This is a genomic window from Phenylobacterium sp., assembly GCF_004299445.1.
Classification (GTDB): Bacteria; Pseudomonadota; Alphaproteobacteria; order Caulobacterales; family Caulobacteraceae; genus Phenylobacterium.
The window spans coordinates 37,680-50,931 of record NZ_SCTC01000021.1 but is presented as its reverse complement, the minus strand read 5'-3'; the positions used below and the strand labels follow the sequence as shown (position 1 = coordinate 50,931).

Below are 13,252 nucleotides of genomic sequence, written 5' to 3'. Positions count from 1 at the left end.
GGCATCCTCAATTCGGCGGGTTGTGCTTTTCGACGAAAGCCATGGTGCTCTCCAGCATCGCGCTGCGGGTCTCGCCGCGGCTGAGCCAGTGGTCCTCGCCCTTCTGGACGATCAGCTCGACCGGCTTGCCGGCCTTGCGCAGGGCGTCCGCCATGATCTCGCTCTGCTCCAGCGGCACCACGGTGTCGTCGCGGCCGTGGACCATCAGGACGGGGATGGACACCTTGTCCACGTGCGTGATGGGCGAGATTTGGGCGAGGGCCGGATCGGACAGGCGCTCGACCCCCATGAAGCGCTTCCAGTAGCGCTTGGCGCTGCGCCCTTCGTCCTCGACCAGCTTACGCAGGTCGGAGACCCCGGCCACCGATACGGCGCAGCGATACACGCCCGTGTCGATCGTGGCGCCGGCGAGCGCCGCGTAGCCGCCGTAGCTCGCGCCCACGATACAGACGCGCTTCGGATCGATCATCCCCTGGGCCGCGAGATAGCGCGCGCCGTCGGACAGGTCGGTCTGCATCTTGCGGCCCCACTGCCCGTAGCCGGCCTCGACGAAGGCGCGGCCAAAGCCGTCCGACCCGCGATAGTTCACCCGCAGCACCGCATAGCCTCGTGACGCGATCGCCTGCGACCACCAGTCAAAGCCCGGCGTGTCGCGGGACTCCGGGCCCCCGTGCGCCAGCACCACGAGCGGCAGGTTCCTGGCCTCGCGGCCGTTCGGCAGGGTGAGGTAGCCTGTGAGGTCCAGACCGTCCCGGGCCTTGAAGCGCACCGGCTGCACCTTGGAGAGGTCCTCGGGCATCAGCTTCTCATACTGAGGCCCCAGCCATTCGGCCTTGCGCGTCGCCAGGTCGACCAGGGCGTAGGCGGGCCCCTCGGCCGCGGAGTCGACGAGCACGACGATCTTCTGGCGATCGTGTGACCAGGACGCCAAGTCGACCGCATCGCCTTTGAACGCCGCTTTCACCGCCGCCCAGACCTTCTGGTCACGCTCAGCGAAGAAGGTGTAGCGCCCCTCGTCTCCGACCAGGGCGTAGAGCCCGATCGGCCGACGCGTCTCAGGGTCGAAGATGACGTCGTCGCCGTTACGAACGTCGAGCGGCTCGCTGGCTTTGCCATCCGGGCTGACCTCGCGAAGTACGTAGCCGCCAGCCTCAAGTTCGCCGATCAGCACCGAGGTCCCGTCACGGCCCAGCCCGACCATGTAGGGTCGGTCGAGCTTCGCGACGGCGGTCCGCGCATCGAACCACCCCCCACCCTGACGCAGTTTCAGCGCCCAGCGCCCCGACTTCGCGTCGTAGTCGGAGCGCGCAATGATCGTTCCCTCCGGCCCGAGGAGGACCGCGCGGGTGTCCCGCTCGCCGAATTCCACGATGTCGCGGCGACCGCTCTTCAGGTCGGCGCGGACCACCGTGATCACGCCCCAACCTTCCTTGAAGGTGATCTTCTCGACGAAGACCGTGGGCTTTCCGTCGATGACCCGCACCTCGGGCGGCCCGGCCAGGATGTTCAGAGGATCCGTGATCTGCGTCGAGGCGCCACGGAAGTGGGTGCCGGTCTGCATCTTCTCCAGCGACTCCTCGAATAGCGGAGAGACCTTCTGCGCCTTCACGTCGAGCACGTAGCCCAGCGAGAATTCGCCCTTGTCCCCCGTCCATCCGATCAGTCGCTCGGTCTGGGACGTCGTGACGATCAGGTGGTCCGACCCCACCCAGTCCAACCGCCGGACCTTTGAGGCGCCGACAGGATAGGTCTTCTGGGGTCCGCCCGCCGTCGGCCGCAGGACGATGCCGCGGTTCTTTCCGTCTGAGACGATGACCGCCAGGGTCGAGCCGTCCGGCGAGATCTCGATCGCATCGATGCTCGGCAGGCCGCCATAAGCGGCCAGCGGCGCGGCCATGGCGGACACACCCGCAAAGGCCACGGCGAGCGCAGCCAGAACGCCAAGAACGCGCATGAACACCCTTCCCCCGATGCAATCTGAAATTGCCGCGCGGCAGGCTGCGCCGCAAGGACGTCGAGGGGACCGACCGTCCGGATCGGGAAAAGATCGGGCTAGTTGACCTCGGTCTTCTTCGGGGGCTCGCCTGGCAGCGGGGCGACGGGGACGCCGTCTTCCACGAGCTCGCGCACCTCCTTCGGGGTGGCCTGGCCATAGATGCCCCGGTCCTCGGCGCGGCCCTCGTGGATGGCGCGGGCCTCGCTGGCGAAGCTGTCGCCGACGTCGTCGAAGTTCTCTTCCACGTGGCGGCGGATGCGGCCGGCAGCCTCCATCATCATCGCCTGCATCTTGGCGGGCTCGATGTCCTTCACCGTGCGCTTCGTCCCGGTCACGGCGGGCGCCATGATCTGCTTGCGCACCTGCTTCGAGGCGCAGACCGGGCATTCCACGAGCCCGCGAGCCTGCTGGTCGTCGTAGTCGTCGGACGAGCCGAACCAGCCTTCGAATTCGTGCTCGTGGTCGCAGGTCAGGGCGTAGCGGATCATCAAAGCTGCTCTACGGGCCGGTGAAGGCGCGCGCGTTGGCCAGGGCCGGAATGGCGGCGCGAGCCTTGGCGGGCGCGGCCGGATCAAGTTCGGCCAGAAGCACGCCGGGCTCGTCATGGTCAAGCTTGGCGACCACCTCGCCCCAGGGCCCGACCACCAGCGAACGCCCCCACGTGCCGCGCCGGTCCTCGTGGAACCCGCCCTGCGCGGCGGCGAGCACGTAAGCGCCGGTCTCGATGGCCCGGGCGCGCATCAGCACCTCCCAGTGGGCCTCACCGGTCGGCCGCGTGAAAGCGGCCGGGATCGTGAACACCTCGGCCCCGGCCAGCGCCAGGGCGCGGTAGAGCGCGGCGAAGCGCAGGTCGTAGCAGATGGTCAGGCCGAACCGGACGCTGTCCACGTCGGCGACCACCGCCCGGTCGCCCGGCTCGTAGGTCTCGCTCTCGCGCGCCGTCTCGCCTGTGGGCAGGTCGACGTCGAACATGTGCAGCTTGTCGTAGGTGGCGGCGATGGTCCCGTCCGGGCGGATCAGCACCTGGCGGTTGGCCGCCTTGCCATCCTCACGCTTCACCAGGGCCGAACCGACATCGATCCACACCGACAGATCTCGGGCCGCCTCGCGCAGGCCGTTCACCACGGGATCGTCCGCGAGAAGGGTCAGCTGCGGCAGCAGGGTCCCGCGATCCTTCTGCAGGATGTTCGTGCCCTCGGGCGTCAGGATGAACCGCGCGCCCTGGGCGGCGGCGTCCCTCACCAGTGGCAGGACATGAGCCAGCGCCGCGGCATGGGTGGCGGGCGTGCGGGTCTGGATGAGGGCTACGCGCATCTCCCTCCCCTTAATGGGGAGGGACAGGCCGCGCCAGCGGCCAGGGTGGGGAAGTGTGGGCCGGAACTCTGAGGTGGGTGAGGATCGTGACTTCCCCACCCGGCTCGCTGTGCGAGCCACCCTCCCCATGAAGGGGAGGGATCAGGCCGCCAGGAGCGGGTCCAGCTTTCCCTCGCGCTCCAGCGCCATCATGTCGTCGCAACCGCCGATGTGGCGGTCGCCCACGAAGATCTGCGGGAACGTCGCGCGGCCCGAGCGCCGCATCATCTCCTGCCGCTTCTCGGCGTCGAAGGCCGCCTCGATCTCGGTGAAGGCGACGCCCTTCTTCTCCAGCAGATCCACGGCGCGGATGCAGTAGGGGCAGTACGGCTTGGTGTAGATGGTGACCTGGGTCATGGCCTCTCAGATAACACGGTCTGGGTTAGCAGATCATATGGTGAGTCCTGCCGCGGCCTGCACGCGGGCGACGACGGCCAGATCGACGCGGGCGGCGCCTGCGGCCTTGAGGGCCCTGGCGCAACCCTCGGCGGTGGCGCCGGTGGTGAGCACGTCATCGATCAACAGAATGCGCAGACCGTCCACCTGTTTCCGCCGCGAAGCCGGCACTTCGAACGCCGCCGCCACGTTTCGCTTGCGGCCGGACCCCGACTTGCCCGCCTGGGTGGCGGTGTCGCGCCGCCGGACCAGCGCGTCGGGCAAGTAGGGCGTGCCGGTCATCGCCGCCAAGGGGCGAGCGATCTCCGCGGCCTGATTGTAGCGGCGATGCAGCAGGCGGAAGCGGTGCAGGGGCACCGGCGCGATGGCGTCGGCGTCCTCGATCAGGTCGCGCGCGGCGCGGCTGATCCAGCGGGCCAGCATGGGCGCCAGGTCCAGCCGGTCGGCGTGCTTCAGCTTGAGGATCGGATCGCGCGAGGTCTCGTCGTAGAGGCAGGCCGCGCGGGCGGCGTCGAACGCCCGCGGCTTGGCCAGGCAGGCGGCGCAGCGGTCGCCCGGATCGAACTCGAAGGGCACGCCGCAGCCGTCGCAGACCGGCCCGTCCAGGAAGCGGATTCGGCCCCAGGCGTCGGCCGAGAAGCCGCCCGCCATCGGCCGGGGCCCGCCATCGATGGCCTGGGGCGGGAACAGCAGATCAAGGGCGGTGCGCAGGCCCGCCTGGGCTTTCGGCTTCCATCGCGCGACGAAATCCGCTTCATCCGCGCTCAATGCCCGCCCCTTCCCATCACGCGCCTCCACGGCTCTTCGACCGCGACCTGCACCGCAAGCGCCTGGACCGGGCGGCGAGCGGCTACGCGGGCGCGGACTTCCTCCAGCGACGCGCGGCCTATGACATCGCCGAGCGCCTGGCGCCCATCATGCGCACCTTCAGCTTGGCCGTCGACCTCTCCGCGCGTGGCGGGGCGTTTGCACAGGCTCTGGTTGAGGAGACGCCGGGCAAGGTCGAGACGCTGATCGAGGCCGACCTGTCGGGTCGGATGCTGGCGGGACGGGGCGGCCTGCGCGTCGTGGCCGATGAGGAGCGGCTGCCGTTCGCGCCGGGCAGCCTGGACCTGATCGTCTCCACCCTGGGCCTGCACTGGACCAACGACGTGGTGGGCGCGCTGATCCAGGCGCGGCTGGTGCTGAAGCCCGACGGCCTGTTCATCGCCGCATTCCTGGGCGGCGTCACCCTGACCGAACTGCGCCAGTCGCTGGTGGCGGCCGAAAGCGAGATCCTGGGCGGCGCCGGCAGCCGGGTCTCACCCTTCGCCGACCTGCAGGACGCGGCGGGCCTGTTGTCACGCGCCGGCTTCGTCCAGACGGTGAGCGACGTCGACAAGGTGACCGTGACTTACGACCACCCGCTCAAGCTGCTCCTCGACCTGCGCCAGATGGGCGAGACCGGCGTCCTGGCTGACCGTCATCCGAAGAAGCTGACCCGCCAGCTCCTGAACCGCATGGCCGAAATCTACTTCGAGCGCTTCGGCACGCCGGACGGCCGCGTCCCGGCCAGCTTCGAGATCATCACCCTGACCGGATGGGCGCCGCAGGCCTCGCCGCAAGCTTAGCCATAAGCCTTTGATAATATTGAGGGTGTGACAGTCCGCCGCGGCGCGGGTCGCTGCCTTCCGGCTAAGCTCGCGTCTGCTGGGGGGCGGATTCGTCAGGGGGAACTGACATGCGCCCAGGGACTGCCCGCGGCTTCACGGCCGCCATGATCGCCATCGTGCTCGCCGGCTGCGCCTCGAGCTCCGCACCGCCGCTTCGCGGCAGCAGCACCGCTGCGACTGGCGTGTTCGACGTGGGCCTCGCCGGGCAGGCCGCCGCGTTCGAGGCCTATACGCGCCGCGCCGCCGACATCGACGCCGAGTTCGCCAATCCGTCCGAGATCGGGGTCCAGCTGCGCACCGCCGCAGGGTATGAGCCCCGGCAGCTGGAGGCGGCGATGATCGCCTATGCCGCCATGGCCGCGATGCAGGAGCCGCGCTTCGTGCAGACCGTGAAGGCGGGGGGCCGCGACCTGGGCCGCCGGCTGGCCGCGGACCCGAACGCCGCCGTGGACCTGCCGGGCGGCGCGGCGGCGGCGGCGCGGGCCAACGCCGCCCTCGCCCGTCGCGGCGAGGCTTTGGCCGCCGCCGGCGCGCGGGTGAAGAAGACCTCTTACTCAATCCAGCGCCAGGCCTGGTCGCGCGCCCGCATCCCCAACGGCCCGCAACGGCTGGCGGCCGTGAAGCAGGCGGCGGGCTACCGCGCCGAACCCGCCGACCGCGCCCGGCTCTCGGCGGCCATCTCCGAGAGCGGCCGACGTGGCGGGACCAGTCCCGTGATCTCGCGCGGCGTCGCGGTAGCCGCGCTGACGGTCCTGGGCCAGGACGCCGCCGCGCGGGGTCTGATGAGCGAGCGCAACGCCGGCATGTGCCTGCGCTCGGCCAAGCTCAACTACCACCAGTGCCTCGCCGCCTCGGGCACGCACTACGAGGACATCTACTGCCTGGGCGTCCACGCCATGAGCGACCCGGGCCAGTGCGTGGTCGAGGCGACGAAGCCCGCGCGGGTGCGGCGGGCGTCACTCGATTGACGACAGCTTCCCGGGCGGAGTCCAGACCGCGACCTTGCCCTTAGCGCCGACGGCCACGCAGGTCTTCCGCAAGCACGATATGGCGTGAAGGGCCTCGGTGTCGGACTGATGCCAGGTCCTGCCGTTGTCCGGGCTGAAGGATGTCCCGCGGGGTCCCACGGCCAGCAGCGTTGTGGCGTCAAGGCGGCCGACGCCCTCGATCAGGCGCGGCGTCCCATCGTTGGGCGGGATCGTCGTCGTTCGCCCATCCGTCAGCGCGAGGTTGGGCCCACTCCGCAGCTCGTCCTTGTAGTCACCGCCGACGATCACAGCACGCGCCCCGACCGCGAAGCCGCCGAACAGCCCCGACGTCGATCCGCCCGCGATCGGAGTTTCGGTCACGGTCCAGGTCTTGCCGTCGTCGCGTGAACGGAAGACGCGACCCTGGGCGAGGCCGCCCGACACGATCCAGACGTCCTTCTTGGGCCCCACGAAAAGGGCCGAGTTGCTGGCGGCGAAGGCTGCCTCCCCCTTCTCCACGGCGGCCCCTTCAAGCCGCGTCCAGGTCCGCCCGCCGTCGGACGTCGTCAGCAGAAACCAGCGACCGTCGATCGGGTCGCCCAGCACGAACCCGCGCCGGGCGTCACGGAAGGCGACCGCGTCGAGGAAGCTGCCGGGCAGCTTCGTCTCGAAAGCCAGCGTCCACGTCTTCCCGGCGTCAGAGGATCGATAGATCCGCGCCTGCCCGGCCGGCCCGTCGCCGGCGCTCATCAGCACCGTCGTGCGCGGGCCCGGCGTGGCCACGCCCCGGAAGTCGAGCGCCGCGCCATCCGTGGGCGCCAGGTTGCGCCAGGTCTTGCCGCCGTCCTCGGTGACCGCATGGGTGCCCTTCGAACCCGCAACGTGAAAGGTCTTGGCGTCGACCACCGCCACCGCCCGCAGGGTGACCTCGTTCGAAAGGCTGATCGGCGTCCAACTCGCCTCAGCCGGCGTGGCAAGCAGGGCGACGGCGAGCAGGATCCAGCGCATCGTCAGTCCCCCAACAGGTGCAGGGCCACCTCGCGCCGGTGGGGCCGGCGGCGGTGTTCGAACAGGTAGATCCCCTGCCAGGTCCCCAGCGCCAGCCGCCCGCCGATCAGCGGCACGGACAGCTGCACGCCGGTCAGCACGCTGCGCAGATGGGCGGGCATGTCGTCGGGGCCCTCGTCCTGGTGGCGGTAGGCCGCGCTCTCGGGCGCCACCGCGGCGACCCAGTCCTCAAGGTCGCGTCGCACGTCCGGGTCGGCGTTCTCCTGGATGGTCAGGGACGCCGAGGTATGGCGGCAAAAGAGGGTCAGCAGGCCCGTCGTCATACCCTGCGCGGCGGTCCACGCCACGACCTCGCGGGTGATCTCGTGCAACCCCGGGCCCGGCGTCTGAAGGCTCAGCGTCTGGGCCGCCTGGCGCATCACAGCAGGTCGCGCAGCCAGGCCACCAGCGGCGCGTCGGCCGGCGGCATCGGGTAGCGGTCCATGTCCTTGGGCTTCACCCAGGCCAGCCCCTTGTGCTCCAGCGCCCGCACCGTCCCTTCCCAGCGCCGGACCAGATACAGAGGCATCAGCAGGTGGAACGTCTCGTACTCGTGGCTCGCGAACACGAAGGGCGCGAGGCACGCATGGCTCACCTTGATCCCCAACTCCTCGTCCAGTTCGCGGATCAGGCAGGCCTCGGGCGTCTCGCCAGACTCGACCTTGCCGCCGGGAAACTCCCACAGGCCGGCCAGTTGCTTGCCTTCGGGCCGCTGGCAGATCAGCACGCGGCCGTCGATGTCCACCAGCGCCGCGGCGGCCACCAGCACGATCGGCTTTCCGGTCTCATTCACGAAGGCGGCCTGTCTAGTACTGCCGGACGGCGGCGACGCCCGCGTCAGGACGGCGGGTGTCGGCGGCGCCGTACATGACCCCGTCGGGGCCGATCATGATCGACTGGGTGCTGCCCAGGATTTGCGAGCGTTCCACCTTGTGCCCCTTGGCCTGCAGGCCGGCCACCAGATCCTGGGGAATGGACTCCTCCACCTGCAGCGGCCCGTCGACGCCGGCCTGATAGATCCGCGGGCGCTGGGCGGCCTCCGCGACGTTCAGCCGGAAGTCGATGAGGTTGCTCAGCATCTGGGTCATGGTGGCGATGATGGTGCCGCCGCCGGGCGTGCCGGTGGCCACCCAGGGCTTGCCGTCCTTGAACACGATGATGGGCGAGATGGTCGATATGGCCCGCTTGCCCGGCTCGATCCGGTTGCCGATGCTGGTCGGCTTGGGGCTCCAGTCGAAGTTGCCCAGCGAATTGTTCAGCAGGAACCCGGTGCCGGGCGCCACCACATGCGCCCCGAACGAGGCGGTCAGGGTGTAGGTGTTGGCGACGACGTTCCCGTCCTTGTCAGCGATCGAATAGTGGGTGGTGTCGGGGCTCTCGTAGGGGCGCGGGTCGAGGCCAGGCAGCGACTTGCTGTCCAGCGACTTGTACATCGAGATCAGCTTGGCCCGTTCGGCGGCGAAGGCCTTGCTGGCGATCCCCCGGGCCGGCGTCGTCCACTGCGGGCCGCCGCCGGAGTAGCGACGGTCGACATTCACGATCTTCATCGTCTCGGCGAGGAGATGCATCGTGGCGACATTGCCCTGCCCCATGTCGGCGACCGGGAACTGTTCCAGGATGTTCATGGCCTCGGCCACGCTGGACGCCGCCGACGTCGGGGGCATGTAGGCGATGCGGTGGCCGCGGTAGTCGGACCAGACGGGCTCCAGCACGTTGGCGCGATAGGCCGCCAGGTCCTCGCGAGTGATGATGCCACCGCCGGCCTTGATCCCGGCGACCAGCCGGTCCGCGACGGGCCCCTTGTAGAAACCGTCGGCGCCGCGCGCTTGAATCTGCTTCAGGGTCCACGCCAGGTCCGGGTTCCGGAACACGTCGCCGGGCTGGTAGGCCGAGCCGTCCGCCTTGAAATAGACCTTCCGGGCGCCGCCCGGGTCCTGGGCCATAACGGCCTTACGCTGGGCCAGGGCGGCGGCCTCGTCGTCGGTCATGACCACGCCCTTCGCGGCCAGGTCGATGGCCGGCTGGACCAGCCGGGCCCAGGGAAGCCGCCCGAAACGCTTGTGAGCCTCATAGAGCCCGGCCACCGTGCCTGGCACGGTCACGCCCTTGAAGGACATGACCTTGGCCTCCGAGACCTTCTGGTCAGGTCCCAGCAGGAAGTCCGGCGTCACGCCCAGCGGCGCCTGGCCGTAGTACTCGATGGCGACTGTCTTCTTGGAGGCGGCGTCATAGACCAGCATGTAGCCGCCGCCGCCGATGTTGCCCGCCCTGGGAAGGGTCATGGCCTCGGCCAGCCCCACCGCCACCGCCGCGTCTACCGCGTTGCCGCCCCGGGCCAGGATATCGGCCCCGATCCGCGCGGCGGAGCGGCTCTGGGCCACCACCATGCCGTCACGTCCGATCACGGGGTGGTGGATCGAGCGATAGCCGATCAGGTCGCCGCCCGTTCGGGAGATATCGGGCGCAGCCGTCTCGTCCTGCGCCAGGGCCGGAGCACCGACCGCCAGGGACAGCGCCAGGGCGCCCGAGAGCGCAACGCGAACCACCGCGTGCCGGACCAGTTTGCGAAGGTTCATGCGGAACTCCGGGGCGAACGCCCGACCAAGGGCCGGACGCCGCCTTGACCGTGGCTAGAAGGACTTCCTGACGTTGAAATAGAGGTACCGGCCGTAGGGGTTGTAGACCGTGGCCGTGTAGCCGCCCGGCACCAGCGGCGGGTCCTTGTCGAACACGTTGCGGGCGCCCACGAGCACGCGCGTTCCCTCCAGGTACTTGCCCTCGTCGAAGGTGTAGGCCAGCGACACATTGTGCACCATCGTCGAGGGCACGTTGTAGAAGCCGCCCGCCGCGTAGGTCAGGCCGGTGTCGTAGTACTTGCCGGTGTAGGTCGAGAACCAGTTCACCGCGAAGCCGTCCTTGCGCCAGGTGAACGACCCCGTCCCGCGCCATTCGGGCGTGCCGTTCTGGCCGACGATATCCTGGCCGCCGGTGATGATGGTGCCGGCGTTGATCTGGCCGGCCGCGCGGGCCGCGAGCAGGGCCGCAAGACCTTCGGTCGGCGACTGATAGAGCTTGTCCAGACGCGCGACGTTCACGTCGAGGGTGAAGTCGCCGAGGCGATCGGTACCCAAACGGTAGTTGAGGCCGAGGTCGACGCCCTGGGCCACCTGCGGCAGCTGGTTCACGTACTTGTCGTCGGCGAAGTCCACGAAGCCGACCGGCGCGAGGCCGGTGCCCGCGAACACCGCGATGTTGTCCGGCGTCGGCGCCAGGCGGTGCACGGCCGGGTTGGACGAGCCCTGCAGGCGCAGCAGGTAGTCGAGGATCACCGCGTTGCCCTCGCCGAACAGGCCCACGATGCCCTTCTGGCGGATCTTCCAGACGTCGGCGGTCAGGGTCAGGCGGCCGAATTCCGGCGGGATGAACTCGGGCTGCAGAACGATGCCGTAGGACAGGGATTCCGACGTTTCAGGCTTCAGGTCCGGATTGCCGGCCCGCACGGCGCGGGTGGTGCGCGACTGGGCGCACTGGGTGAAGCTGGTGATCCGCCGGGCGCGCAGGTCGGCCTCGCAGAAGTAGTAGTCCTGCCGGTTGTTGGTGCGGCTGACCTGGCTGACGTTGATCTGTTCCAGGTTCGGCGCCTTGAAGCCCTTCGACCATGACCCGCGAAGACGGAAGCCGGGGATGATGTCCCAGGCCGCCGCGACCTTCGGCTTGGCCACGCTGCCGACGTCGCTGTAGTCCTCGGCGCGCCCGGCCAGCTGCACCTCGACGCGATCGACCAGCGGGATGTTCATCTCGGGCGAGACCAGCGGGATGGCCAGCTCGGCGTAGGCCGACTTCACGGTGCGGTGGCCGCTCACGTCCGGCGACACCGAGGTGCCCGGGATGTTGCTGAGCGCCACCGTGCCGCCGACGATGGGACCGGTGATCGCGTCGATGTACGGGATGGTCCCGTCGACGTTGTCGTCGCGGTTGTCGCGATAGGTCTCGCGGCGCACCTCAATGCCGGCGGCCAGACCGATATCGCCCGCCCAGATGGTGAACAGGTCGGGGCGGCTGATCTTGAAGTCCCACAGCGCCAGCGTGGTCTTGTTCGAGCGCGTGATCGGGATGATCAGCCCGGCGATCGCCGCGGCGCTCGACGGGGTCTGGTCGCCGCCGGTGACCAGGTTCGTGCCCGCGCCGATGCCGTTGAACGGGTTGTAGGCGTCGGCCGTCGTGCGGTTGACCGCCGCCGAGAAGGCCGTGCCGTTCAGCGCGTAGGACAGGTCGTCCACGGTCGCTTCGGAATAGAGGGCGGCGCTTTCCCACCGGAAGCCGAACTTGCGGCCCTTCAGGCCGCCCAGGATCCGATACTGGTCGTTGTTGACGATCACCTGCGAGGCGCCCAGGTCCAGCAGGCCGTAGGCGTTGAAGGTCAGCCGCAGGCCACCCGCGGGCACGCCGACAAGGTTCGGCAGGCGGTTCGGGTTGGGCTGGCCGTTGGCCAGCGTCGCCGCGCCGAAGGGGTTGTAGAAGGCGTTCGGCCCGATGCTGATCGCGGGCGAGGTGCCCAGCGCATTGAAGCCCGAGACATTGCCCTCGGTGCGGGCGTGGTAGTAGCCGGCCTCGCCGAACACCGTGAGACCCTCGGCGATGTCGTAATGGCCAGTGAGGAAGATGTTGGTCCGGGCCGCCTGCGGGATGACCGAGGATTTGGTCTGGGCCACGGTGTCGGGGCGGAAGGCCCGGTCGGTGGTGGTGTTGAAGGCGCCCGGTACGACGCAGAGGCCGGGGCCGATCACCACGGTGCAGCTCACCGACTGCGGCGAGGTGTGGAAGATGCCGGTCGCGCCGGTGATCGCCGTCGTTCCCTGGCGGATCGCGCTGGTCACGCCGACGGCCTGGAAGGCGCCAAAGCCCGACGTGGTCGCCCGATTGTCGAGGCCCACCGCCGTGGCGAACTCGGTCCCGGCGAACAGCGACTGGCGGTTGGACGAGGCGGTGTAGTCCTGGTCGGACGCCAGCAGGGCCGAACGCCGCTCCAGCGACCCGAAGATCGTGATGTTGCCGCGGCCGTCGGCGAAGTTCTCGCCGTAGACGCCGGTCAGGCGGCCCTCGCGCAGGTTGGTGCCCGGCGCCGTGCCGTACTGGAACTCGGCCGAGCCGCCGTCCAGGTCGTCCTGCAGGACTGTGTTGATGACGCCGGCCACCGCGTCGGTCCCGTAGATCGCCGCCGCGCCATCGCGCAGCACCTCGATGCTCTTCAGGCCCGCCACGGGAATGGCGTTGGTGTTGTAGGTGAAGGTCGGAACCAGCGATTCCGCCTGGGTCGTCGGATGGTAGACGGTGCGCCGGCCGTTGATCAGCACCAGCGTATTGCCCGCCCCGAGGTTGCGCAGGCTGACCGAGTTGACGTCGCCCCGCGCGGAATTCGACGAGCCCGGCAGGAAGCTCGAGTTGAACGTCACGTTCCCGGCCTGCGGGATGGTGCGGAACAGCTCGTCGCCCGAACCGGCGGCGGCGCCCCGGATCTGGTCGGTCGTGAGCAGGGTCACGGGCAGCGCGGCGGTGACCTTCGAGCCCTGGATCTGCGAGCCGACCACGACGATCTCGCCGACTTCGGTATCGGTCTTGGCGTCCTGGGCCCAGGCCTGCGTCGAGAGCGCCGCGGCGGCGCAGAGCGCGCTGGTGGCCAGCAGGCGCACGCGCCCGCGGGTTGGCGAAAACCTCATGTTGTGAACCCCCTCCTTCGCCAGACGCGCTGCGCCCGGTCCCCCGCGCCTCTTCTTCGGGTTCCCGCCCAGACCGTCAAGCCTGCGGGGCGCCCGGTCGGTGCGGCTGCGACCTTTTGTGTC

Annotated in this window: 12 protein-coding genes; 2 read left to right on the top strand and 10 right to left on the bottom strand. The window is 69.6% G+C overall.

Translation table 11 applies throughout. The features are described 5' to 3' along the window. Window positions 1-7 precede the first annotated feature (7 nt). The 5 genes from EPN98_RS05750 to EPN98_RS05730 form a co-directional block, all read right to left on the bottom strand. Window positions 8-1,954 carry a S9 family peptidase gene (locus EPN98_RS05750; RefSeq protein WP_293361419.1) on the bottom strand — a complete coding sequence of 649 codons (1,947 nt, stop codon included), beginning with the start codon at window positions 1,952-1,954 and terminating at the stop codon, window positions 8-10. 98 nt (window positions 1,955-2,052) lie between these two features. After that, the gene (locus tag EPN98_RS05745; RefSeq protein ID WP_293361417.1) at window positions 2,053-2,484 is read right to left on the bottom strand and encodes a DUF1178 family protein; all 432 of its coding nucleotides are present in this window, start codon (window positions 2,482-2,484) and stop codon (window positions 2,053-2,055) included. A 10-nt stretch (window positions 2,485-2,494) separates the two neighbouring features. Continuing rightward, window positions 2,495-3,310, bottom strand: coding sequence for a carbon-nitrogen hydrolase family protein (locus tag EPN98_RS05740; RefSeq protein ID WP_293361415.1), 816 nt, complete (start codon window positions 3,308-3,310; stop codon window positions 2,495-2,497). Window positions 3,311-3,451: 141 nt separating this feature from the next. Continuing rightward, window positions 3,452-3,706: a glutaredoxin 3 gene (gene grxC / locus EPN98_RS05735; protein ID WP_293361413.1), complete on the bottom strand. Its 255-nt coding sequence runs from the start codon at window positions 3,704-3,706 to the stop codon at window positions 3,452-3,454. A 33-nt stretch (window positions 3,707-3,739) separates the two neighbouring features. After that, window positions 3,740-4,513 (bottom strand): ComF family protein, encoded by a 774-nt coding sequence (locus tag EPN98_RS05730; RefSeq protein WP_293361411.1) that lies wholly within the window; start codon window positions 4,511-4,513, stop codon window positions 3,740-3,742. Here EPN98_RS05730 and EPN98_RS05725 point away from each other — a divergent pair. Both EPN98_RS05725 and EPN98_RS05720 read left to right on the top strand, forming a co-directional pair. After that, entirely contained in the window at window positions 4,513-5,355 is an 843-nt protein-coding gene (locus EPN98_RS05725; protein ID WP_293361409.1) for a methyltransferase domain-containing protein, read from the top strand. The genes EPN98_RS05730 and EPN98_RS05725 overlap by 1 nt on opposite strands. Before the next feature lie 110 nt (window positions 5,356-5,465). Beyond that, window positions 5,466-6,365, top strand: a complete 900-nt coding sequence (locus tag EPN98_RS05720; protein WP_293361407.1) for a hypothetical protein — start codon at window positions 5,466-5,468, stop codon at window positions 6,363-6,365. Here the strand turns inward: EPN98_RS05720 and EPN98_RS05715 are convergent. Genes EPN98_RS05715 through EPN98_RS05695 form a run of 5 tightly spaced genes read right to left on the bottom strand, consistent with a single transcriptional unit; the run spans window position 6,354 to window position 13,129 of the window. After that, window positions 6,354-7,373, bottom strand: coding sequence for a hypothetical protein (locus tag EPN98_RS05715; RefSeq protein ID WP_293361405.1), 1,020 nt, complete (start codon window positions 7,371-7,373; stop codon window positions 6,354-6,356). The genes EPN98_RS05720 and EPN98_RS05715 overlap by 12 nt on opposite strands. Before the next feature lie 2 nt (window positions 7,374-7,375). After that, a complete protein-coding gene (locus tag EPN98_RS05710; protein WP_293361403.1) occupies window positions 7,376-7,792 on the bottom strand; it encodes a secondary thiamine-phosphate synthase enzyme YjbQ in 417 nt (138 codons plus the stop codon). Next, window positions 7,792-8,205: an 8-oxo-dGTP diphosphatase MutT gene (mutT, locus tag EPN98_RS05705; protein ID WP_293361401.1), complete on the bottom strand. Its 414-nt coding sequence runs from the start codon at window positions 8,203-8,205 to the stop codon at window positions 7,792-7,794. Before mutT ends, EPN98_RS05710 begins: the two co-directional genes overlap by 1 nt. A 13-nt stretch (window positions 8,206-8,218) precedes the next feature. Next, window positions 8,219-9,988: a gamma-glutamyltransferase gene (ggt, locus tag EPN98_RS05700; protein WP_293361399.1), complete on the bottom strand. Its 1,770-nt coding sequence runs from the start codon at window positions 9,986-9,988 to the stop codon at window positions 8,219-8,221. Between the two features lie 54 nt (window positions 9,989-10,042). Further along, the gene (locus EPN98_RS05695) at window positions 10,043-13,129 is read right to left on the bottom strand and encodes a TonB-dependent receptor (protein WP_293361397.1); all 3,087 of its coding nucleotides are present in this window, start codon (window positions 13,127-13,129) and stop codon (window positions 10,043-10,045) included. Window positions 13,130-13,252: the final 123 nt, after the last annotated feature.

What these genes read in the sequence shown, in the direction of transcription:
- EPN98_RS05695 (WP_293361397.1), bottom strand. Translation starts at nt 13,129, where the DNA reads ATGAGGTTTTCGCCAACCCGCGGGCGCGTGCGCCTGCTGGCCACCAGC.
- grxC (WP_293361413.1), bottom strand. Translation starts at nt 3,706, where the DNA reads ATGACCCAGGTCACCATCTACACCAAGCCGTACTGCCCCTACTGCATC.
- EPN98_RS05745 (WP_293361417.1), bottom strand. Translation starts at nt 2,484, where the DNA reads ATGATCCGCTACGCCCTGACCTGCGACCACGAGCACGAATTCGAAGGC.
- ggt (WP_293361399.1), bottom strand. Translation starts at nt 9,988, where the DNA reads ATGAACCTTCGCAAACTGGTCCGGCACGCGGTGGTTCGCGTTGCGCTC.
- EPN98_RS05740 (WP_293361415.1), bottom strand. Translation starts at nt 3,310, where the DNA reads ATGCGCGTAGCCCTCATCCAGACCCGCACGCCCGCCACCCATGCCGCG.
- EPN98_RS05710 (WP_293361403.1), bottom strand. Translation starts at nt 7,792, where the DNA reads ATGCGCCAGGCGGCCCAGACGCTGAGCCTTCAGACGCCGGGCCCGGGG.
- EPN98_RS05720 (WP_293361407.1), top strand. Translation starts at nt 5,466, where the DNA reads ATGCGCCCAGGGACTGCCCGCGGCTTCACGGCCGCCATGATCGCCATC.
- EPN98_RS05725 (WP_293361409.1), top strand. Translation starts at nt 4,513, where the DNA reads ATGCCCGCCCCTTCCCATCACGCGCCTCCACGGCTCTTCGACCGCGAC.
- EPN98_RS05715 (WP_293361405.1), bottom strand. Translation starts at nt 7,373, where the DNA reads ATGCGCTGGATCCTGCTCGCCGTCGCCCTGCTTGCCACGCCGGCTGAG.
- EPN98_RS05750 (WP_293361419.1), bottom strand. Translation starts at nt 1,954, where the DNA reads ATGCGCGTTCTTGGCGTTCTGGCTGCGCTCGCCGTGGCCTTTGCGGGT.